The organism is Sphingobacterium hotanense, from assembly GCF_008274825.1.
Classification (GTDB): Bacteria; Bacteroidota; Bacteroidia; order Sphingobacteriales; family Sphingobacteriaceae; genus Sphingobacterium; species Sphingobacterium hotanense.
The window spans coordinates 1200223-1220787 of sequence record NZ_CP030848.1; the positions used below are offsets into that span (position 1 = coordinate 1200223).

At 41.8% G+C, this 20565-nt stretch carries 23 protein-coding genes; 16 read left to right on the forward strand and 7 right to left on the reverse strand.

What is annotated here, in order from left to right; genetic code table 11:
* Positions 1-98: 98 nt before the first annotated feature.
* From DSM08_RS04975 to DSM08_RS04985, 3 genes are all read right to left on the reverse strand, one after another.
* Positions 99-809, reverse strand: a complete 711-nt coding sequence (locus tag DSM08_RS04975; RefSeq protein WP_149525122.1) for a class I SAM-dependent methyltransferase — start codon at positions 807-809, stop codon at positions 99-101.
* Complete coding sequence (gene pncB / locus DSM08_RS04980; protein WP_149525123.1) at positions 802-1980, reverse strand: nicotinate phosphoribosyltransferase; 1179 nt, start codon at positions 1978-1980, stop codon at positions 802-804. The genes DSM08_RS04975 and pncB overlap by 8 nt, the downstream gene beginning before the upstream one ends.
* Positions 1981-2191: 211 nt before the next feature.
* On the reverse strand, positions 2192-3721 hold the full coding sequence (locus DSM08_RS04985; RefSeq protein WP_149525124.1) for a DUF6600 domain-containing protein: 1530 nt from the start codon (positions 3719-3721) through the stop codon (positions 2192-2194).
* 216 nt (positions 3722-3937) lie between these two features.
* Here DSM08_RS04985 and DSM08_RS04990 point away from each other — a divergent pair, with 216 nt between their 5' ends.
* The 6 genes from DSM08_RS04990 (at position 3938) to DSM08_RS05015 (ending at position 8012) form a co-directional block, all read left to right on the forward strand.
* Entirely contained in the window at positions 3938-4696 is a 759-nt protein-coding gene (locus tag DSM08_RS04990; RefSeq protein WP_149525125.1) for an MlaE family ABC transporter permease, read from the forward strand.
* A 6-nt stretch (positions 4697-4702) separates the two neighbouring features.
* Positions 4703-5479 (forward strand): ABC transporter ATP-binding protein, encoded by a 777-nt coding sequence (locus DSM08_RS04995; protein WP_149525126.1) that lies wholly within the window; start codon positions 4703-4705, stop codon positions 5477-5479.
* Between the two features lie 8 nt (positions 5480-5487).
* Positions 5488-6486, forward strand: a complete 999-nt coding sequence (locus DSM08_RS05000; RefSeq protein WP_149525127.1) for an MlaD family protein — start codon at positions 5488-5490, stop codon at positions 6484-6486.
* A gap of 109 nt (positions 6487-6595) precedes the next feature.
* Positions 6596-7300: an RluA family pseudouridine synthase gene (locus DSM08_RS05005; protein ID WP_149525128.1), complete on the forward strand. Its 705-nt coding sequence runs from the start codon at positions 6596-6598 to the stop codon at positions 7298-7300.
* 31 nt (positions 7301-7331) lie between these two features.
* Entirely contained in the window at positions 7332-7616 is a 285-nt protein-coding gene (locus tag DSM08_RS05010; RefSeq protein WP_246172470.1) for a hypothetical protein, read from the forward strand.
* Positions 7617-8012 (forward strand): DUF983 domain-containing protein, encoded by a 396-nt coding sequence (locus tag DSM08_RS05015; protein WP_149525129.1) that lies wholly within the window; start codon positions 7617-7619, stop codon positions 8010-8012.
* Positions 8013-8017: 5 nt separating this feature from the next.
* On the opposite strand, the gene DSM08_RS05020 is transcribed toward DSM08_RS05015, so the two are convergent.
* Positions 8018-8311, reverse strand: a complete 294-nt coding sequence (locus DSM08_RS05020) for a DUF4286 family protein (RefSeq protein WP_149525130.1) — start codon at positions 8309-8311, stop codon at positions 8018-8020.
* A gap of 96 nt (positions 8312-8407) precedes the next feature.
* Between DSM08_RS05020 and DSM08_RS05025 the strand changes: the two genes are divergently transcribed.
* From DSM08_RS05025 to DSM08_RS05070, 10 genes are all read left to right on the forward strand, one after another.
* Entirely contained in the window at positions 8408-10291 is a 1884-nt protein-coding gene (locus DSM08_RS05025; RefSeq protein ID WP_149525131.1) for a S9 family peptidase, read from the forward strand.
* 8 nt (positions 10292-10299) lie between these two features.
* On the forward strand, positions 10300-11958 hold the full coding sequence (locus DSM08_RS05030; RefSeq protein ID WP_149525132.1) for a sensor histidine kinase: 1659 nt from the start codon (positions 10300-10302) through the stop codon (positions 11956-11958).
* A gap of 16 nt (positions 11959-11974) precedes the next feature.
* Positions 11975-12688 (forward strand): response regulator transcription factor, encoded by a 714-nt coding sequence (locus DSM08_RS05035; protein WP_149525133.1) that lies wholly within the window; start codon positions 11975-11977, stop codon positions 12686-12688.
* A 134-nt stretch (positions 12689-12822) separates the two neighbouring features.
* The gene (gene greA / locus DSM08_RS05040) at positions 12823-13296 is read left to right on the forward strand and encodes a transcription elongation factor GreA (RefSeq protein ID WP_149525134.1); all 474 of its coding nucleotides are present in this window, start codon (positions 12823-12825) and stop codon (positions 13294-13296) included.
* 180 nt (positions 13297-13476) lie between these two features.
* Positions 13477-13887, forward strand: coding sequence for an HIT family protein (locus tag DSM08_RS05045; RefSeq protein ID WP_149525135.1), 411 nt, complete (start codon positions 13477-13479; stop codon positions 13885-13887).
* A gap of 82 nt (positions 13888-13969) precedes the next feature.
* A complete protein-coding gene (locus DSM08_RS05050) occupies positions 13970-14629 on the forward strand; it encodes a DedA family protein (RefSeq protein ID WP_149525136.1) in 660 nt (219 codons plus the stop codon).
* Positions 14630-14635: 6 nt separating this feature from the next.
* Positions 14636-15178, forward strand: a complete 543-nt coding sequence (locus DSM08_RS05055) for an inorganic diphosphatase (RefSeq protein ID WP_149525137.1) — start codon at positions 14636-14638, stop codon at positions 15176-15178.
* Positions 15179-15186: 8 nt separating this feature from the next.
* A complete protein-coding gene (locus tag DSM08_RS05060) occupies positions 15187-15810 on the forward strand; it encodes an inorganic diphosphatase (RefSeq protein WP_149525138.1) in 624 nt (207 codons plus the stop codon).
* Positions 15800-17113: a hemolysin family protein gene (locus DSM08_RS05065; protein WP_149525139.1), complete on the forward strand. Its 1314-nt coding sequence runs from the start codon at positions 15800-15802 to the stop codon at positions 17111-17113. The genes DSM08_RS05060 and DSM08_RS05065 overlap by 11 nt, the downstream gene beginning before the upstream one ends.
* A 12-nt stretch (positions 17114-17125) precedes the next feature.
* Positions 17126-17839 (forward strand): 16S rRNA (uracil(1498)-N(3))-methyltransferase, encoded by a 714-nt coding sequence (locus DSM08_RS05070; protein ID WP_149525140.1) that lies wholly within the window; start codon positions 17126-17128, stop codon positions 17837-17839.
* Here the strand turns inward: DSM08_RS05070 and DSM08_RS05075 are convergent.
* From DSM08_RS05075 to DSM08_RS05085, 3 genes are read right to left on the reverse strand one after another with little or no spacing between them, the layout of a single operon-like run.
* The gene (locus tag DSM08_RS05075) at positions 17836-18318 is read right to left on the reverse strand and encodes a hypothetical protein (RefSeq protein ID WP_149525141.1); all 483 of its coding nucleotides are present in this window, start codon (positions 18316-18318) and stop codon (positions 17836-17838) included. The genes DSM08_RS05070 and DSM08_RS05075 overlap by 4 nt on opposite strands.
* 1 nt (position 18319) lies before the next feature.
* The gene (locus tag DSM08_RS19355; RefSeq protein WP_262713914.1) at positions 18320-19813 is read right to left on the reverse strand and encodes an ABC transporter permease; all 1494 of its coding nucleotides are present in this window, start codon (positions 19811-19813) and stop codon (positions 18320-18322) included.
* A gap of 1 nt (position 19814) precedes the next feature.
* A complete protein-coding gene (locus tag DSM08_RS05085) occupies positions 19815-20462 on the reverse strand; it encodes an ABC transporter ATP-binding protein (RefSeq protein ID WP_149525142.1) in 648 nt (215 codons plus the stop codon).
* Positions 20463-20565: the final 103 nt, after the last annotated feature.

A 20565-nucleotide genomic window follows, 5' to 3' on the forward strand; every position in this document is an offset into this window, starting at 1 on the left:
TCAGTTCCCTTTCAAACCCAATACAAAGCTCAATCAAAGCCGCTTGGAAAGGGCTATGATTGGGCTTTGTATTGGGTTTGATTAAAAGTATACTGGTACTAGCTATCCTTTCTTCTAGGTTCCATCCTTACCAAATACTGGTCGTTTTCATCTTCGAAAAGGATTTGCACGACCCAGCCTTCCTCGTGGGCTATGTTGATCAAGGTCTGCTGGTCGATATATAGCCATTTGAAAGGTTCACCTTTTTGGCCTTTGTATTCGTATTGGAAGCTTATTTCACCGTAATAGTGGTCGGGACGTTTAATGTGGTATTCTTCGTATAGGTATTCGATGTTGGAGCTATCGAATAGCAGCTGCCCGCGATCGGTCATCAGGGTCTTCGCATGCTGTAACAGCGACTTGAAACCATCTAAAGTCCCGGCAATACCGATACCGTTCATCAGAAACAGTAGTGTATCGTATTGTTCCCCATGAAACTTGAAGAAATCCTCATGCTTCACCTGTTGAACACCGCGGTTTCTCATGATATTGCAGGCAATCTCAGAGACTTCAAGTGCGGTGACATCAAAATTCTTCTCCTGCAGATATAAAGCATGCACACCCGTGCCGGCGCCCACATCCAGCACCTTGCCATCGCATAAAGAGAGCGCGATAAACTCCATTTCCGGGATATCATCCTCTTCGCGATAGAACACTTCCACAGGCATCTCTTCGATATCGCCATAGCTGCTGTGTAGGAGTAGGGGCTCCGTTAATTCGCCCTTCTCTTGAAAATCGTAAAGGGCCTCGCCGTAGATATCTCTATGCATGGTCAGGAATATTTAAAAAGCGTTTCGCCATTTTGATTTCTTCTGGGTCACCGGTATGTTTCAGGGGCTCATCGGATAATTTGATTACCGGAGTCCACTCGCCTTCGTCAGGGTAAGCTTCGGTCATTTTCAATACGATATTCATCCGCTTCAGACCAACGTCGTTGGTGAAGTCAGTTCCAATGCCGAAGGAATGACCGATCTTGCCATTGCAGAAATTTACGATCTTCACGACTTTATCATAGTCGAGGCCATCGGAAAAGATGATGGTTTTATTTAACGGGTTAATGCCTTTACTTTCGTAATGTTTGATGGTTTTTTTAGCGAACTCGATCGGATCGCCACTGTCGTGACGAACACCATCGAAGAGCTTCGTTAATTTCTTGTCGAATTGTTTAAAGAAAGCTTCGGTAGTATAGGTGTCCGATAGGGCAATTCCCAGGTCGCCTCGATAAACATCTGCCCAATGCTCTAAACCTAATAAGTTGGCCATCTTATAGCCGTATTTAGCCGCATGGAACATAAACCACTCATGCGCATGCGTCCCGATAGGTTTTGTTTTGTACTTCATAGCGAAGTGCATATTGCTGGTGCCGATGAACGTGTTCGAATTATGCTCACGCAGTGCCTTGATCACCAGATCGTGCACCGCATAAGAATGTCGTCTGCGGGTTCCGAAATCGGCAATGGTAATGTTCAGTTTATCATATTTGTCCATTTTGTCGTTAACGATCTGGGCTACCTCTTCGTCCGATACGCGCTCTTGTCCGGTCTCTTCGTAATACAGCTCACAGATCAATGCCATTACCGGAACCTCCCAAAGAATGGTTCGATACCAATAGCCTTCGATATGTACCTCCACATTGCTTCCTTCTTGGGTGATCGTCACTTCTTCGGGATCATACTGATAGCCTTGAAGGAAGTCGAAATAGGTGGGATCTATGTACGGGCAAGTTTTGGCGAAGAAGTGTTTCTCTGCTTTGCTAAGTTTTAGCTCGGCCATATGATTGATGGCCTCGCGCAGTTTTTCAGCGAAACCTTCCGGAAACTCATGTTTTCCTCTATTGATAAATTGATAGCGCGCTTTAGCTTTTGGGAATAGTTTGACCACCGCATATTGCATGGTAAACTTATAGAAGTCGTTATCTAGGATTGAAGTGAGTCTCGCCATATATTGTATTAATTAGTGCTAAATATCAAGTTAACAAAAAATAAATACAAATGTGCAGGTTTTCTATCAAACAAAAAACTGTCAGCAGCTATGAATAACGATAATTCTGCAGGTGGTTTGGGAGCATCGGGGAGGTCTAAGTACAAAGTGAAAGAGCCGCCCCTGGAGGGCAGCTCTTTCTGAAAAATTTATCTCGACTAAATAAAAAATACTAGTTTCTACCGCGACCGTTTCCACGTTCTACGCGTGCACTACCACCGTTTGAGCGGTTGCCCGATTGGCGGCTTACGTTTGACGAGCTACGTTCAACTTGTGATGAACGTGATGGTCTTTCCATGCTGCTACGCTGTGTGTTGCTCGCTTGGAAAACGCGGCTCGGCTGACGCGATTGTTGTTCACGTTGTTGTGGAGCGCGTTGCTCACGTTGTTGTGGCGCACGCTGCTCACGTTGTTGCGGCGCACGTTGCTCACGCGAGCTCGGTGCTGATTGGCGTGGGCTACGTTCCATGCGTTGTGGTGCTGCTTCGCTTCTAGAAGGTCTAGAAGAAGTGCCGCGATCCCATGCTGTGCGCCCTTGGCTCGAAGAGCGTGGCTGACGCGATTCAGAAGTACCAATCTGACGCGTTGGACGCTCTCTTTGAATCTGACGGTTGCTCTCTCTGTTCGTTCTGCTTTCGTTGCGAATGTTTCCTGCCGAACGATCAGTGCGTGTATTATTCGGTTGTCTAGTTACCGTTAAACGCTCGTTTCTCCCGTTTGAGTTTCCGATGTGCATTTCCCGCTGTCCACGTTCGTTACGTTTGATTGTGTAATCGCCGTTTGAACGGTCGTTACGGTCTACACGGCTCTCATTTGAACGGTTGGTGCGGCCCTCGTTGCGGTTTTCCACACGTGAGTTTCTGTTATTATCCACACGCGCATTACCTCTGTTTTCCACGCGGGAGTTACCTCTATTTTCTACACGGCCATTTCTGCTGCTGCTAGCACGTTCGCCTCTGATACGCTCCATATTGTCGCGGTTCGGGCGGAAGATGGATACATTGCGACGGTCGGCACGGCTTGCGCCTCTGTTGTTGTCGAAACGTACGTTACGAACATCTACGCGGCGGCCAGTGTTGCGTTCGATATCGCGACGTGATGGGCCACTGTAGTAATGGTGGTTATTTACAATATAGGTATTGTTAATTACCGTTGTTCTGTTGTAGATATTGCGGTATCTAGAACCATAGGACCAGTGCCTGTGGATATAAGGGTCATAGATGCGCGCTGTTGGGATAAATACCCATAAATCTATTGGCAAGTTAAACGATACATTCACACTTATTCCAGGCGACATTGGTGCCCATCCGTAGTATCCACCACCTGATCTCCAGCTTACCCATCCTGGTCCCCATTCGTATCCCGGAATCCATCCCCATCCGCGGCGCGCAGAATGAACCCAACGCCCATAGTGGAAGGGAGCCCAACCCCAATCATAATTGGAAACCCATGTGTTACCATATTCGGTCATTGACCAATACCCGTTGGTTCCGTAGGGTCTGAAGTCTCTTTCGACATCAGGATACCACACATTCCCATATTCTGGGTCATTATCCCAATCACCATAAGGATCCAGCTCATAGTAGAAGTCATCAAAAGTGACATCATCGTATCCTTGAGCGGATACTTCGCTGGATTTAAAGACCCCAACGATCATCAAGATCAGGGATGCTAGAAAGCTGTATGTCCTTATGTTTTTCATATCCTTAATTGTTAAAGTTTACAACCAATTTTAATTCTATGACAGTGGTTTTTTGCAAAAGGTTTAACTGTATAATTTTTTTGTAAAACTTTTTGACTTCTTGAATTGTTGGAGTTAATATTTAAAGTTGACTTAAGTGTATCCATAAAAGTTTGTACCTTTGGCAGGTTATTTGCCGTAGGAGAGGCGGCTTATTATTTTAACTATACAATTTTAATGGCGAAGAAAATAGAATCTTTACTACTTGAATTTGCAAAGCTGCATCGTTTCCTGATGCGTTTTTTTCGCGAGGTAGTAAGTCCACCCTATGAATTCAAAGAGATTGTTAGGCAGTGTTATGAAGTGGGATGGAAATCCTTTCCGCTGATCAGTCTAACGGGTTTTATCGTGGGTTTTGTATTTACGAAACAGTCCAGGCCCTCTTTGGAAGAGTTCGGTGCAGCGTCTTGGCTTCCCAATTTAATTTCTATTGCTATCGTTCGTGCATTAGCGCCGCTGGTTACGGCTTTGATTGCTTCGGGCAAGGTGGGTTCTCAGATCGGGGCCGAGTTAAGTTCGATGAACGTTACGGAGCAGATTGATGCGATGGAGGTTTCAGGAACCAATCCATTTAAATTTTTGATCAGTACGCGTATTCTCGCAACGACCATCATGATTCCGGTATTGTGTTTTTACGTGTCTGGTATCGGTTTAGCGGGCGGTTACCTGAGTATTATATCGAAAGACCAACTTAGCGTGTTAAGTTATATTACCCAAGTTTTTGAAGCGATTGCTCCAAAAGATGTTTTTGCTATGGTATTCCGTGCAATTGTCTTTGGATTCACGATTGGCTTCGTTAGTACCTACGTAGGTTATTATTCTTCAAAAGGAACAGAGGGAGTAGGAAAGGCGGCCAATAGCGCCGTTGTAGCATCGATGTTTATTGTTTTTATTGAGGAACTACTGATTGTTCAAATTTTAGCTTTAATGGGGTAATCAGGTATGGAACAGAAAAAAGTAGCTCAGATTAATTACGATGATGTTGTCATCCATGTTGATGGTGTCAGTAAGTCTTTTGGTGATCTGCACGTGTTGCGCAATGTGGATCTGCAGCTTTATAATGGTGAAAACCTGGTTGTACTAGGCCGTTCGGGTACTGGTAAATCCGTATTGATAAAGCTGATTTCGGGACTTTTGAAACCTGACTCGGGAAACATTCACGTGCTTGGCGAGACGGTGAACGAATTGAGCGAGAAGGAATTGCGCGCGCTACGCTTGCGTATTGGTTTTTCCTTCCAGAACTCGGCTTTATACGATAGTATGACGGTTCGCGAGAATTTGGAGTTTCCATTGGTTCGTAATAAACGTAATCTCACAAGAGCAGAGATCAATCGCGAGGTGGAAGACGTATTGGATGGTGTAGGTTTGCTTCGTGCCATCAATCAAATGCCATCAGAGCTTTCCGGAGGTCAGCGTAAGCGTATCGGTATTGCCAGAACATTAATTTTGCGCCCTGATATTATGATGTATGATGAGCCTACAGCGGGTCTTGACCCGATTACCTGTTTGGATATCAACTCCTTGATCAATGAGGTGCAGGAGCGATATAAAACTTCTTCTATCATTATTACGCACGATTTAGCTTGTGCGAAGATGGTTGGCGATCGTGTAGCGATGTTGTTAGACGGACGATTTGAGCGCGTTGGCAAATTCGACGAGATATTTGATACAAATGATGAAAGGGTTAAGCCTTTCTATGATTATAATTTTATTGTATAATACAATTTATGGCAACAACAGAAGAGAGAAAACGATCGATTATCGTAGGTTTATTTACCTTGATAGGATTAGTTATTTTGGTGGCTGGTATTTTAGTGTTGGGTACACAACAAAATAAATTTAGCAAGAATCTGGCATTGACAACCTATTTCAAAGATGTGAAGGGCTTAAAAGTTGGTAACAACGTTTGGTTCTCGGGAGTCAAGGTGGGTATCATCAAAGAGATTAAGTTTGAGAGCGTTGAGAATGTGCGGGTTGTGATGAGTGTGGAAGAGAAATCGAGCCAATTTATCCGTAAGGATGTTATTGCGACGCTTAGTTCTGACGGTTTGATTGGTAATGCGATCATTAGTTTGGTGGGCGGTAGTGAGAATATCCCGGCAATTAAAGATGGTGATGTAATCAAATCGGGCGTTTCCGGCGGTATGGAGGCGATGCTTTCCACATTGCAGGTGAACAATGAAAACTTATTAGAAATTACGAAGAACTTTGCGACCCTGTCTAAGCAGATGGTAGAAGGTAAAGGTGCTGTTGGGGCATTGATGACGGACGAAGAGATTGCTAATAACTTAAGAAAGTCTGTCAACTCTTTGAATTCAACGATGACAACTGCGAATATGGCGGTAAATAATTTGGTGACATTGACCAATAAATTGAATTCAGATCAGGGATTGATTCATGATCTTTCGACCGATACACAGGTATTTGCTAGCTTACGTGAATCGGCAGCACAGTTGCAGGGCGTAACGCAAACTGCATCCGCTTTGATGGCGAATCTGAACGAGACAACGGCGCGTTTGAATGATAAGAATAATGCGATTGGTGTACTTACCAATGATGCAGAGGCTGCTAATGAGATTAAGCAAATCTTAAAGAACCTGAATATGGGAACAGAGAAGCTTGATCAAAATATGGAGGCATTGCAAAGCAACTTCTTGTTAAGAGGCTTCTTTAAAAAGAAGGCGAAAGAGGAAGCAGCTCAAGCTCAAGATACTTTAACAAATTAATTTCAAATGGAGCAGCACGCTGCTCCAATAAAAAGATTAAAAAGTGGCCACGGGTCGCTTTTTTTATTTAAATACAATAGGTTTGCATTGTAAACCAGAAAGACGAGATATGGCAAATATTACGGAAAGCGATGTTTTATACGAGGACAATCACTATATAGCAATCAATAAGCGTGGCGGCGATATCGTTCAGGTAGATAATTCCGGCGATAAGTCGATGGAAGAGATGGTGAAGGATTTCGTGGCAGAGAAATATCAGAAGCCTAACGGCGCTTTTCTTGGGGTTATCCATCGATTGGATCGTCCGGTGAGCGGTATGATTTTATTCGCAAAGACCAGCAAGGGATTAGATCGTATGAATCGTTTGTTTCATGATCGTAAGGTAAAAAAGACTTACTTGGCAGTTGTTCGCGAAAAGCCGCCGCATATGAAAGGCACTTTGAAGAACTGGTTGCTTCGGGATCGGAAGAAAATGATTACCAAGGCGTATGATCGTGAGGTGAAGAATGGAAGTTTTGCAGAGCTTGATTACGAAGTTATTGGCCATTTAGACGGTTTTTATTTATTGAAAGTAAATCCGCTAACAGGCCGTACGCATCAGATCCGCAGTCAACTGGCGTATATGGGCTGTCCGATCGTTGGGGATAATAAATACGGATATCCGCGCGGAAGTTTAAAGCGTACGATATGTCTCCATTCTCGCTCCTTGGCATTCGAACATCCTATAAAAGAAGAAGCTATGCTTATTAAGGCACCCCTTCCGGTGGATGGTTTTTGGGAGAAATTCAATGTGCTGCTAAGCGATAAGTTATAAGATTGTTAGATTAAATACTTAACTTTGTGGCATGATTCGTAAACATTCCTTTAGATTGTTGTTTGTGTTGTTTCTGACGTTTACGGGCGTTGGTTATACTTCTACGGCTTCAGCTCAATGTGCAATGTGTTCTCTTAACGCAGAGAATAGTACGCAGGACGGCAACACCCAAGGCAAGGGGCTTAACGATGGGATCTTATTCCTTTTAGCTATGCCTTTTCTGATTGCCGCGGGCGTTGGATTTCTATGGTATAAGAAATTCCGCCATACCGGTTCTTCCAATTCTTTTACGGTAGCAAAAGGAGTGGAAGAATAGATGTCTATTTCAAAGTTTCAAGCAGTACTTTCATCGAAATGTCCACGCTGTAGAACAAGTAAGATGTTCTCTGGCTCTGCATATGGACTTTCTAGGCAGAAGATGCACGAGCATTGTCCGCACTGTGGATTCAAATTTGAGATTGAGCCGGGTTATTTCTATGCAGCGATGTACGTAAGTTATGCCTTTTCAGTAGGAGAGGTGCTCTGTATGGCGTTGGTAACCGCCTTAGCGACAAAGAGCGAATCGCCATGGACCTATATCATCGTGCTTTTCACGACAATTGTACTTTTTGCTCCTTTTAACTACCGCTATTCCAGATTGGTACTTTTGCATTATTTATCGCCAAAAGTATCGTATAATCCAAAATACGCGGAAGTTAAAAATAAGCTGTAAGTTTCTTATTGTTGTGGGATGTATTGCATCACACTATCGAAAATAAAAGCTTTATCTTGATAATTGCTTGCTATATGTTCCTGTAGATTTTGAATAAGTCCAGCTTTAAAGTCTTCAATTGCCTGCTCATCCTCCACTACTATCTGTAAACAATAGGTTTGTCCTTCATGAGGAGAGTAAAGCATTTTTAACAATTTTAATGCTGGATCTCCGTTAGTTAAGAGTTGTTGTTTTATCCAATCAAGTAAGGACTGATGAACAGAATCTTCGATAATAATAGAAACATTGTATAAAAACATAATGCTATAGGGTTGTTTGCCGCTGTAAAAATAAGGTTGCAAAACGTACTTTCCGACATTTTTTTCTAATATTTGATAAAGAGGCTGGTTAATAATATGAATTTTAGAATTTTGATTTTTCTTGTGAGCGTTTTGTTGGCTGCAGCATCCTGTAAGTCAAAAAATGGACGTGATGAAATCATACCTGTTGAGGACTTCTTTGTAAAACCGGATAAGAGTAATTTTCGACTATCGCCCGATGGTAGTAAGATTGCTTATTTAGGTGTACACGACCACTGCAAGAATATCTTTGTTCTCGATTTAATACAGCCAGATTCTTCTAAACAGCTTACTTACCAATCAAGTCTCAATGTTCAAGGTTTCTTTTGGGCAGACGATGAGCAGATTATATTTTCCAATACGCAGTCGATGAGCGATAGCTTGCGATTGTTTCGCATCAACGTGCATACTGAGGAACGACATCCTTTGGTGGAAACCGATGATGTGAAGCTTCGCTGGATTGGCCCTTTGCGTAGCACACAGGGAAGTCTGGTGGTAGGAATGAACAAGCGTGATTCGTCGCTTTTTGACCTGTATCGAGTTCATTTAGACGGTCGACCAAGTGAGATGATCTATAAAAATCCTGGAAACGTAGTCAATTGGATAGGTTCACCGGATGGGGTGGTTCGTTTGGCGCTCACCAGCGACAGTGTGCAAGAATCTATCCTTTATCGTGCATCGGAGGCGGAGCCTTTTCGTGAGGTGATGCGCAATGATTTCGAAACAACGTTTATTCCGATGGGTTTTGTGAAGGGGTCGAAGTCGCTTATTTACGCTTTGTCAAATGACCAGCGCGATAAGATGTCACTAGTGGAGTATGACGCTTCGCAAGGAAAGGAGATACGTAATTTATATGAGGATAAATTAGGCGATTTGAATTTCGAAGGCTATTCTAGTAATCTTCAAGAGCTTTTGTACACCAGTTCATTCGTCAATCGGAATAAAAAATCGATGATCAACCCTTCTTTCAAGGAGGCTTACGAGTATCTAAAGTCGAAGTTTCCGGAGATGGAGATTGATTTTTTTGATAGCGATACTTCCTTGAATGGTTTTATCGTTCGTGCGTACAGCGATGTGCATCCTGGTGAGCTTTATTATTTCAATAAAGCGAATAAGGAGTTGAAATTGCTATCAGAGGACAACCCGAAGCTAAAAGATTTGAAACTCAATAATATGGAGGAGGTGAGTTATCTGTCACGGGATAACAAAACCATCCACGCTTATATCACCTATCCGAAATCGGGTAGAAAGAATTGCCCTGTTGTGGTCTTGGTTCACGACGGTCCGAATCGTCGGAATGAATGGGGCTTTGATTCGGAAGTTCAGTTTCTGACGAATCGTGGATACGCGGTGTTCCAGGTGAACTATAGGGGTTCGATGGGATATGGTAAAGAATTTTGGACCGCGGGTTTCAAGGAATGGGGCGGTAAAATCCAGTCTGATATTTCCGACGGTGTTGCCTGGTTGATTCACCAGGGGATTGCCGACAAGGATAGGATCGCGATTATGGGAGCAGGCTTCGGAGGGTATTCCGCATTGTATGCATCGGTATTTAATCCGATGTATCGTTGTGCGATTTCTTCTTCGGGGTATAGTAATTTGTTTACATATTTCAGGGAAATTCCCCCGCATTTGAAGCATTATGTGCAACTTTATTATAGGATTATAGGAAATCCGGAAAAGGAATCTGAGTTGTTTCAGGCGATATCGCCGATTTTCCATGCAGATAAGGTGCGTATTCCGATTTTATATTTCCAAGGCGGGAAAGATAAGTACACATCTGTTACGGATGCGAATCAGTTCGTAAGTAAATTGAAAAGTAATCAGGTTCCGGTGCGATATATATTCAAGAAAGACGAAGGTAAGCGTTTTAGAAACGAGGAGAACGTTGTTGAATACTACCAAGAAATAGAGCGTTTTTTAGCTGAGAATTTGAAATAGCCTTCGGCATGATCAAAAAAACGAGTAGATATCGGAAAAATTTGGGTTTGTTGGTTGCCTTCGTGGCCTTCCTGACTATTCTCTACATTATCGCCGTATTCCTCGCTCGTGTGATGATGTCAAACTATGTCGAGTCGGAATTCTATAACCGCAAGGTCGATGTTTTCGATGCGACCCTTAAACCATTCAATAATTTCTTTAATAACAGCATATCCGAAGTTTCAAACTACCAAGGTTATTTGGATTCTGTGCATGCGGTTACTTATGCTGAGAAGATTCTTCGTAAGAATCCTTTTGTGGATGAAGTTGTGTTTTATGACGTTCTCTTTACGAATCAAAACAGCGCTGTTAGAGGGGTTCGGTTTCAGAATCTGTTGATCTTTCCGCAATCCATCTACTCCTTCAAGCTCGATGAGCGTAATAGATTGCTTCGGAACCGCATCGACGAAACGGAAAATAGACCGACTTCGGACGATTTTAACAATATGGCCATCAAAATGGTCAACTTTCTGGACGTGTTGGATGATTCGACGTCGCTGACCGAGAATGATATTTACCGTATATTTTATAATACAGTGCCCGGAAAGGTCACATATTTGAATATTCCGCGCGTCAGTACGTTGCGAGCGTATAAAACTTTGATGGAAGATACCGTAACGAATGATGTTGCCTATGATCAGGACTTGTTTGTTTATAAGATAAATCCAGCAAAGATTAAGATTGAGAACGTTCAGCCACGATTATATGAGAAAATAAATGTTCTGGCGATTGCTGATCCTAACTTGACGGAAGAGGAAGGTTTTATCAGCACAGAAATGCCACTACCCGGTGCATTATCAGAATATAAGCTGCAATTTGACTCATCGGAACAGTTCTTGCGAGGAGAGATTAATAGACAGTTCTTTCCGGTAGTGTTGGGCGTATCGTTGCTGTATGCCGTTCTGCTATTGATTGTTTACTTGATCTACCGAAATATCGCGATCAATAGTAGGCTGTTTCAATTGCAATATGATTTCATCAATAACTTGACCCACGAATTTAAAACGCCTGTTAGTGTGATTAAGATTGCTGGGAATAATATCAAAAGTGCGGAGAAGATTTCTGATCAAGAGCGACATATGTATGGGAAAATCTTGGATCAGGAAGCGGATAAGCTAAATAATTTGATGAATAAACTGCTGTCATTCACGCAGATAGAAAATAAATCTCTAAAATTTAAGGGAGAATACGTGGATTTGAACAGTTTTTGCGAGGAGATATTTGCAGCGACGAAGATTAAATATCCAGATTTGAATTTAACTTCAAAAATCGACGTTGACAGTAGCATGTACACGGATCCGATTTTGTTAAATTCGGTGTTCCAAAACTTGATTGATAATGCCTATAAATATTCCGAAGTTTCAAGAAAATTTATAGATATTAGTGTAGAGCAAAATAAGAAGAATTTTGTGATTCAGTTTTCGGACAAAGGAATTGGAATTAATAAGAACGAGCTTAGAAATATATTTAAGAAATTTTATAGAGTTAAGAACCAGTTCAATCAAAGTGGTAGTGTAGGATTAGGACTGGCATTTTGTAAAGAAATTACTGAATTTATGGGCGGAGAGATCAAAGTAAGTAGCATTGAAGGTGAAGGAACCGTATTTACGTTGATATTTCCAAGATAATCCCTAGTATTTAACTATGAACAAAGAAATAACTATTGCAGTTGTAGAGGACGACGATAATTTGCGTTTTCTTGTAAGCCATCGACTTCAAACTGAAAATTATAATGTCATCCAATGTAGTGACGGTCTGGAGGCTGAAAAGTTGATCTTAGAATCGTCGCCTGATATTGTATTGTTAGACTGGATGCTCCCCGGCAAAGAGGGAATCGAGGTCTGCGAAGGAATCCGTAAAGCTGGATTTGAGAATATCATTATCATGATGACTGCAAAATCACAGGATATTGATAAGATTGACGCCTATAGCTACGGCGTAACAGATTATATCACTAAACCGTTCAATATGGACGTGTTGGTAGCTATGATCGAGAATAAAGTACGCTTCTTTGTGCCGAAGGTTCAAAATGAAGTGTATTACTTCGGTGATACGGAACATCATCCTAATGTACACTCGTTGATCAGAGATGGTAAGAAGATTGAGCTTACGATATTGGAGAACCGTATTTTGCTTCATTTCTTACAGAACAAAGGTAAGGACATCACTCGTGAAGAACTGATGGAGGTTGTTTGGGGTTATAGCTCGAACGTCAATACGCGCACCTTGGATATGCACGTCGTACGTCTTCGTAAGAAGATTGAGACGAATCCGGATAAGCCTTACTATCTGCAAACTGTACGTGGTTTGGGGTATCGTTTCATCAGCGAAGAAGAGGAAGAAGAAGGCGCTTCATAAATTTGTTTTATTAGAAAATATTTTTTAACTTCGTAAGAAGTACAAGACCATGTTGTCCCTCTGGATGGTATGGTCTTGTTCTTTTTTTTTGTTTATAAATTTAAAATTATAGTAACGCGTAAAAGGTTCATATTATGGCAGAAGTAACTTATTACACTGAAGAAGGTTTGACTAAATTAAAAGAAGAGCTTCAATACCTGAAAACAGAAGGACGTGCAAACATAGCTAAGGCTATTGCAGAGGCAAGAGATAAGGGCGATCTATCGGAGAACGCAGAATATGATGCCGCGAAAGAGGCTCAGGGGCTTCACGAGGCAAAGATTGCAAAGTTAGAAGAGGTATTAGCATCTGCACGCATCATCGATGAGTCTAATCTAGACACTTCTAAGGTTCTTGCTCTATCTTTTGTAAAGATCAAGAATAAGAAGACAGGTGCAGTGATGACCTATCAACTAGTTTCTGAGACGGAAGCTGACTTAAAAGCAGGGAAAATCTCTGTGAAGTCGCCAATTGCTCAAGGATTGTTAGGCTTACAAGTTGGTGATGTAGCTTCGGTTGCAGTGCCGGCGGGTCAGATGGAATTAGAAGTCCTAGAGATTAGTAGATAAGAGATATTAGGTTATGTGCGGTATGCCATAACCGCACATCCTTACCCTATATAGCCCCAAGAGATTGGGGCTTTTCTTTTGCCTAATTAGCCTTAAATATGACCGATAATATACCTTCTTCGGACGTGCATATGTGTAGAATTTTATTATCTTTGTTTCTCACGATTGAACAATTAGTTTATGTCTACAATATTTTCTAAGATAGTTGCTGGAGAGGTGCCAGCCTACAAAGTAGCCGAAAGCAATGATTATTTAGCATTCTTAGATGTAAATCCACTAACTGAAGGTCACGTATTAGTTATCCCTAAAAAGGAAACCGATTATATATTCGACATCGATGATGACGATTATATGGGTATGTGGGTATTTGCGAAAATCGTAGCACAAGGGGTTAAAAAAGCATTTCCATGTAAAAAGGTAGGCGTCGCTGTTGTAGGACTAGAAGTTGCGCATGCACACATCCACTTGATTCCGTTGAATCATGTGCAGGATATGAATTTTGAAAGACCAAAGCTGACATTGGAAAAAGATGTAATGGAATCTATCGCTGAGAACATCCGCGAGGCCATTTCATCGATTACCAATCCATAATAATTTGACTTGAACGGTTCCGATAGTGGTTGTTACACTATTGTAGTTGGGTTAAGGTTTAGAAGGAACTATTGAATATATTATGCAAGAATATTTGTTGTCTTTTCAACAATTGCTAGATGCTGAATATCTATTAAGTCACGGTGGTTTTTACATCGTTTGTCTTATTGTTTTTGCGGAAACCGGTTTGTTTTTCGGTTTCTTTTTGCCTGGTGATTATTTACTTTTCTTAGCTGGACTCTTCTGTGCAGCGAATAAGATCGATGTTGATATAGTAACGCTTTATTTTGGTATTCTTTCCGCCGGTATTCTCGGGAATTTTGCGGGATATTGGTTTGGATATCGAACGGGGCCCATGCTCTTTAAGCGAAAGGATTCCCTACTTTTCAAACGAAAATACGTCATCATGGCGGAGGAGTTTTTTCAAAAATATGGCGGTACGGCGTTAATAATTGGTCGATTTGTCCCTATTATTCGTACATTTGCACCCATATTTGCTGGTGTAGTGCAACTTAACTTCCGCAAATTCGTATTCTACAATGTATTTGGTGCCTTTTTATGGGTGTCGTTATTGACATTGACAGGGTATTATTTGGGTATTAAGTTTCCAGAAATTATCAACTATGTAGAGTATATTATCGTGGCGTTGATTGTTATTGCATTCTTGCCTATCGTAATTGCTTTATTAAAACGTTGGTTGAAAAATAGAAAAACAAAGAAAGACGAAATAAACAAACAGTAATTTTTAATGAGTACACAACATCCTTGGCATCAAGTTTCTCCCGGAGAAGACTTGCCTAATTCCGTGAATGCTATTATCGAAATTCCTAAAGGTTCAAAAGCGAAATACGAAATCGACAAAGATAGTGGATTAATCAAGTTGGACCGCGTCCTATTTTCTTCCGTAATGTATCCTGCCAACTATGGCTTTATCCCACAGACTTACTGTGATGATAAGGATCCATTGGATATTCTTGTTTTATGTTCAGTGGATGTGTATCCGATGAGCTTAATCGAGGCTAAAGTTATCGGTGTTATGCACATGATCGACAATGGCGAGCAAGATGATAAAATTATTGCGGTTGCAAAGCACGATATGTCTGTTAACTACATTAACGACTTATCAGAGCTTCCTCCACATACAATGAAAGAGATCGTTCGTTTCTTCCAAGACTATAAAGCCTTAGAAGGTAAAAACGTGACGATTGAAAACTTATATGGACGTTCATATGCTCAAAACATTATTTTAGAGAGCGTTGAATTGTACAATAAGGAAATTCGAAACAAATAACCATCAATATGGACGACGTCGATAGGCTCTGGACCATAATACTGTTGCTGTTTGTCGGGATTAGTTCTGCAAATGCACAGCAACATCCTTGGCATCAGGTTTCTCCGGGCAAAGAAGCTCCGAAAGTAGTAACTGCTGTCATTGAAATAAGTAAAGGTTCTAGAGCGAAATACGAAATTGATAAGACCTCCGGTCTATTAAAGTTGGATAGGGTACTGAATGCTTCGGTAGTCTATCCAACTAATTATGGTTTCATCCCACAGACCTATTGTGGTGATAAAGATCCCCTTGATATTTTAGTGCTATGTTCGCAAGACTTAGAACCTTACTCGCTTGTCGATGCTAAGGTTATTGGTGTTTTGCGCATGCTGGATTCTGGCGAGCAAGATGATAAAATCATTGCTGTCGCCAAGAACGACGCAAGCCTAAATTATCTGAATGATCTTTCAGAACTTCCCCCTCATAGCATGAAGGAAATTACCCATTTCTTTCAAACCTATAAATCCATCGATAACAAGTCGATAAAAATTGAAAATATTTCTGGGCAAACTGATGCTCAAAATGTTATATTAGAGAGTTTACAACTATACAAAACACAATTCGGAAATAAAGACCTGACTAATGGCAATTGATATTTTTTGGACTATTTTTTTAGTGCTGGCTAATGGTTTTTTTGTTGCAGCTGAATTTGCTATTGTTAAAGTTCGAGCTTCTCAAATAGAGCTTCAAGCTAAATCAGGAAGTAAAGTCGCGCAGATCGCGAAGAATATAACAGAACATCTGGATGGTTATCTCGCTGCAACGCAGTTAGGTATTACCCTTGCGTCTCTTGCCCTAGGATGGGTCGGAGAGGCTGTTATGACGCAGATTGTTCATCAGATCTTTGGATGGTTCAATGTTGAGCTATCTGGGAAACTGGCGACCAACCTAGGCCATGTATTAGCCTTCAGTATCATCACCTTTATGCATATTGTATTTGGTGAATTGGCGCCGAAGTCGATCGCGATACAGAAGCCTGTTGCTACCACGATGAAGGTGGCTATTCCACTGCAATTTTTCTACTACGTTTTTAAGCCGATTATTTACTTATTGAACGGATTCGCGAATTTCTTGTTACGATTGATCGGAATTCAAGTAAGTGCACATGAGGCTAGCCACTCTTCGGAGGAGTTGCAATACCTTTTAGAAAAAGGGAAAGAAAGCGGTGCTTTGAACAACTCTGAGCATGAGCTTATCAAGAACGTATTCGATTTTAACGAGCGTATCGTAAAGAATATTATGGTTCCTCGTACGAAGATCGTCGCTGTTGAAAAAGATGAAACAGCGGAGGACTTTATTGAGACCGTTACGGAAGAGGGATACTCTCGTATTCCAATTTACGATGATAGTATTGACCAGATTATTGGTGTTGTTCACACGAAAGATATCCTTCCTTTGTTGGTTAAGGGTAAAGAGGTTGTGCTAAAGAACATCATGCGTAAGCCTTATTTCATCCCTGAGACGAAGAAGATCAATGATTTGATGACGGAGTTTCAGCTGAAGCGCATTCAAATCGCTTTCGTATTAGATGAATTTGGAGGAACTGCCGGTATGGTGACATTAGAAGATATCGTTGAAGAACTTGTTGGAGAAATCCAGGATGAGTATGATGAGGAAACTCCAGTAGTTGAACAAATCTCTGAAACAGAATTCATGGTCGATGCCGGTGCAAGCGTTCATGATGCAAATGGCTTCTTACCCTTGGAGCTTCCAGAGAGTTCGGACTATGATACGATTGCAGGTTTAGTGAGCCATGTCTTCGAGCGTATCCCAGATGTTGGCGACAGCAAAGAGGAGCTAGGTTACTGCTTTACGATCATGAAGAAAACACAGCAGAATATCGAGTTCGTTAAGCTTGATTTAATTGAGACTGCTCACGACGACGACGAGGAATAAGAATAATCAAACATGCATTTATTTTATACTCCCGATATTGATACACAGGCTTCCCACTATCAGTTAAGTGAGGAAGAAAGCAAGCATGCCGTACGTGTGTTGCGTTTGACAGTTTCGGATACCGTACAACTGATCGATGGGAGTGGGGGCATGTATGAGGCTGAAATTATTGATGCTCATCCGAAGCGCTGTACGCTTCAGATTCTTTCCAGAACATTCGAATTCCAGAAGCCCAGTTATCATCTACATATTGCGGTTGCACCGACTAAGAACATCGATCGTATCGAATGGTTTCTAGAGAAGGCCACAGAAATAGGCATTCAAGAAATTACTCCCTTAATAAGTGAGCATTCGGAGCGTAAGGAGGTCAAAATAGATCGGTTGAACAAAGTAGTCGTTTCGGCTATGAAGCAGTCGTTGAAGGCCTATATGCCGCGCATAAACGAGGCTATAAGCTTCGATAAGTTCCTCGCTCAGCAAAAGGACTCCGAAAGCTTGAAAGCCATTGCGCACTGTGTGGATGATGATAAGAAATACTTAAACCAAGCATTTCCAAAAGATCAAAGCTATCTTGTTTTGATCGGGCCGGAAGGCGATTTCTCACAAAAAGAAATCCAGCAAGCCTTGGCTGCTGGATTCCATCCTATATCTTTAGGCGAAGCGAGGCTGCGAACTGAAACTGCCGCCCTCTATGCCTGTTTGGAGATTGCTCTCCTGAATCGTTAATTGATTAATTCAGCATCAAAGATTTGAATCTCGGCATTCCCTTTTAAAGGCTCCGGATTGAACTTCATCTTTCCTTTTAACTTAATGGGCTCATCCGAAAACTTCACTGTACCTTTCTTCATAAAGATTTCTACCATTGGCGGGATACCGTTGGTACCACAGAATTGACACTGCGTAATAGGTAGTACCGACAACATAAATGTACTGTGATTTCTTCCACTAACTAGCGGTACGATATATCCAGGAAGTTCTACAATCGTATTTTCTAATTTCTTCAAAGGTGCAGGATAGCTAGGTGTGTACACCTTTTTGTTTCCGACCGTTGAAACCTTATACATCATTTTATCGATTGCCTCCCAAGTGCTGTTCATCATTGGTGTATGATCGGGCACCTGATTTTGATTATAATTACCGATCTGCGCTTTCGAAAAAGTGATTGTTAATGTGATTAATAATACTGTAAATAATATTCTCTTCATCTTATTTATTCCCTAATATCGTCGATATGGTTGTGTTGTATGCTTTAATTGCTGGAATAACCGAAGCGATCACGCCGATTAGACATGCAGTCAGCAAAATTAACCATTCCTTGCTATAAATACTAAACGCTTGGATGATATCTGCACTTTGGCTCGTCTGCGTACTGATAAAATACAAGCCTAAATGTCCGAATAGCAATCCCAGCAATCCACCAATCGTGGTGATCACCAATCCTTCGACCAAAAGCAAGGCGAATAGTTTAACTTTCGAGGCTCCCAATGCTCGCATAATAGCCAAATCGTATTTTCTATCTTTCAACGCATTGTACAAGCTGATGAATACGCTTAAACCGGCGATAATCATAATTACATACGCCAATATCTCTAGAGAGTCAATACCCACGCCTAATAGAGAAAACAACCTTGCCGTTTCCAATGCGGGGGATGCTGCCTGCATACTCGTCGATTGATTGATCATCTTAGGTACCACGCCAATAGCCGCCGGTGAGCTGTATTTCACCAATAATGCGGTAATCTCCAAGCTATGATCCTGAACTACATCCTCGGCAATGCTTTTAACGAAGACATTATCTCTCGGGCGCTCGGAAACAATGCTATCCGTCTGCTCGCTGTTTGCTGCTTGTTTTGCATCTGCAGGGCTTACTGCAGCATGTTGGTGCTCATGTGCATCATGATTATGACCTTCGTGATCATGTCCTTCATGGTCATGCCCCTCGTGATCGTGTGCTTCAGCGTTAGCCGCCGCGCTATTTGCATGTTCTTCATGCTGATGATCTGCATGGTCGTGATCATGGTCGTGGTCATCATGCGCATGGTTGTGACCTTCGTGGTCATGCTCATGCTCATGATCATCATGACTGATGCCATGCACGTCCCAAACACTTTGCAAGTCGCAAAGAATCAAATTATCAACAACAGATCCGGAGGGTTTTAAGATACCGACCACCGTAAAAGGATGCTCGTCATGCACATGCGCATTCTCTGCCAAACCATGTGCACTATGAATTTGATCCCCCAGCTTCAGCTGATGCTTGCGCGCAGTTTCGCTCCCCAATACGATTTCGAAGCTCTTTGCCCATAGTTTGCCTTCTGCTAACGAAAGCTCGTAAAGCCCCATGTAGCTGGTGTCCGTTCCGATAATGCGATGCCCCTTAAAGTTATCACCTAAGGAAATCGGCACAGCAGTTTCGATGAACGGGTTCTCTTTCAATTTCTCGGCTTCCGCAAGCTTGATATTCCCCGTTGGGTTATCGATATGATATAAGGTGCTCAAGATTAATTGTAGCGGGCTTCCTTTCGCGCCGACTACCAAATCAACTTGCTTACTATTATTATCTAATTGTTTTTCAAACGTATCGCTTGTAATATATATACTGACCAATATCGCTACACCGAAGGCCGTTAAAATAATACTCAAGAGGGTCGACCCCCATTGCTGTGTGATATTCTTCCAGACTAGTTGAAATATATTCATCTTATAATGCCGATAGTTGATAGTTATTATTGAATTCGTCTTTTAACCTTTTGTCATGCGTCGAGATAATCAGGGTGCTACCCTGTTCGTCAGCCAATGCTTTGATGAGCTCGATTACCAAAAAGGTGTTCTTATCATCTAAAGAAGCCGTCGGCTCGTCGGCAATCAATAGCGCAGGCCTATTGATCAATGCTCTGGCGATTGCAACACGCTGCACCTGCCCACGGCTGAGCTCATTCGGCTTACGATTAGATAATGCCGCTAATTGAAGCTTTTCTAATAAAGCAGCAACTTCCGACTCGTTGACGGGAAAGCCGGCAAGCGATTGAGCAAGCTTGATATTCTCTGCAACAGTCAGGTTCTTTAATAAGTGGGCCTCTTGAAAGATAAATCCTAGATTCTTCGCACGGAACTTATCCAAGTTAGTCTCTTGTAATTGGTAGATATCTTGGCCTTGTATATAGACTTTTCCCGTTGTGGGTGCCGAAAAACCTGCAATCAGGTTCAATAGTGTGGACTTTCCAGAGCCAGATTCGCCTAAGATAAGCGTATGCTGTTGTGTCGGGATATTAAGATTTTCAAATATAAGTTTGGATCCTTTAGGATATTGATAGGACAAACTTTCTGTGTGTAGCACAAAATCGTTCATAATGTTACTTTGTTGCAATTTAGCACTAATTACCCGTTTCTCCCAATATAAAAACCATTAATCTGAGCTACCTACTTCTTAACAATTCGTTAACGAACCGCTT

Coding starts and splice junctions, on each gene's coding strand:
- DSM08_RS05050 (WP_149525136.1), top strand. CDS start 13,970: ATGCAAGAATATTTGTTGTCTTTTCAACAATTGCTAGATGCTGAATAT.
- DSM08_RS04985 (WP_149525124.1), bottom strand. CDS start 3,721: ATGAAAAACATAAGGACATACAGCTTTCTAGCATCCCTGATCTTGATG.
- DSM08_RS05000 (WP_149525127.1), top strand. CDS start 5,488: ATGGCAACAACAGAAGAGAGAAAACGATCGATTATCGTAGGTTTATTT.
- DSM08_RS05035 (WP_149525133.1), top strand. CDS start 11,975: ATGAACAAAGAAATAACTATTGCAGTTGTAGAGGACGACGATAATTTG.
- DSM08_RS05075 (WP_149525141.1), bottom strand. CDS start 18,318: ATGAAGAGAATATTATTTACAGTATTATTAATCACATTAACAATCACT.
- DSM08_RS05025 (WP_149525131.1), top strand. CDS start 8,408: ATGAATTTTAGAATTTTGATTTTTCTTGTGAGCGTTTTGTTGGCTGCA.
- DSM08_RS05010 (WP_246172470.1), top strand. CDS start 7,332: ATGATTCGTAAACATTCCTTTAGATTGTTGTTTGTGTTGTTTCTGACG.
- DSM08_RS04975 (WP_149525122.1), bottom strand. CDS start 809: ATGCATAGAGATATCTACGGCGAGGCCCTTTACGATTTTCAAGAGAAG.
- DSM08_RS05055 (WP_149525137.1), top strand. CDS start 14,636: ATGAGTACACAACATCCTTGGCATCAAGTTTCTCCCGGAGAAGACTTG.
- DSM08_RS05060 (WP_149525138.1), top strand. CDS start 15,187: ATGGACGACGTCGATAGGCTCTGGACCATAATACTGTTGCTGTTTGTC.
- DSM08_RS04990 (WP_149525125.1), top strand. CDS start 3,938: ATGGCGAAGAAAATAGAATCTTTACTACTTGAATTTGCAAAGCTGCAT.
- DSM08_RS05065 (WP_149525139.1), top strand. CDS start 15,800: ATGGCAATTGATATTTTTTGGACTATTTTTTTAGTGCTGGCTAATGGT.
- DSM08_RS05030 (WP_149525132.1), top strand. CDS start 10,300: ATGATCAAAAAAACGAGTAGATATCGGAAAAATTTGGGTTTGTTGGTT.
- DSM08_RS05020 (WP_149525130.1), bottom strand. CDS start 8,311: ATGTTTTTATACAATGTTTCTATTATTATCGAAGATTCTGTTCATCAG.
- DSM08_RS19355 (WP_262713914.1), bottom strand. CDS start 19,813: ATGAATATATTTCAACTAGTCTGGAAGAATATCACACAGCAATGGGGG.
- DSM08_RS05015 (WP_149525129.1), top strand. CDS start 7,617: ATGTCTATTTCAAAGTTTCAAGCAGTACTTTCATCGAAATGTCCACGC.
- DSM08_RS05070 (WP_149525140.1), top strand. CDS start 17,126: ATGCATTTATTTTATACTCCCGATATTGATACACAGGCTTCCCACTAT.
- greA (WP_149525134.1), top strand. CDS start 12,823: ATGGCAGAAGTAACTTATTACACTGAAGAAGGTTTGACTAAATTAAAA.
- DSM08_RS05085 (WP_149525142.1), bottom strand. CDS start 20,462: ATGAACGATTTTGTGCTACACACAGAAAGTTTGTCCTATCAATATCCT.
- DSM08_RS05045 (WP_149525135.1), top strand. CDS start 13,477: ATGTCTACAATATTTTCTAAGATAGTTGCTGGAGAGGTGCCAGCCTAC.
- DSM08_RS04995 (WP_149525126.1), top strand. CDS start 4,703: ATGGAACAGAAAAAAGTAGCTCAGATTAATTACGATGATGTTGTCATC.
- DSM08_RS05005 (WP_149525128.1), top strand. CDS start 6,596: ATGGCAAATATTACGGAAAGCGATGTTTTATACGAGGACAATCACTAT.
- pncB (WP_149525123.1), bottom strand. CDS start 1,980: ATGGCGAGACTCACTTCAATCCTAGATAACGACTTCTATAAGTTTACC.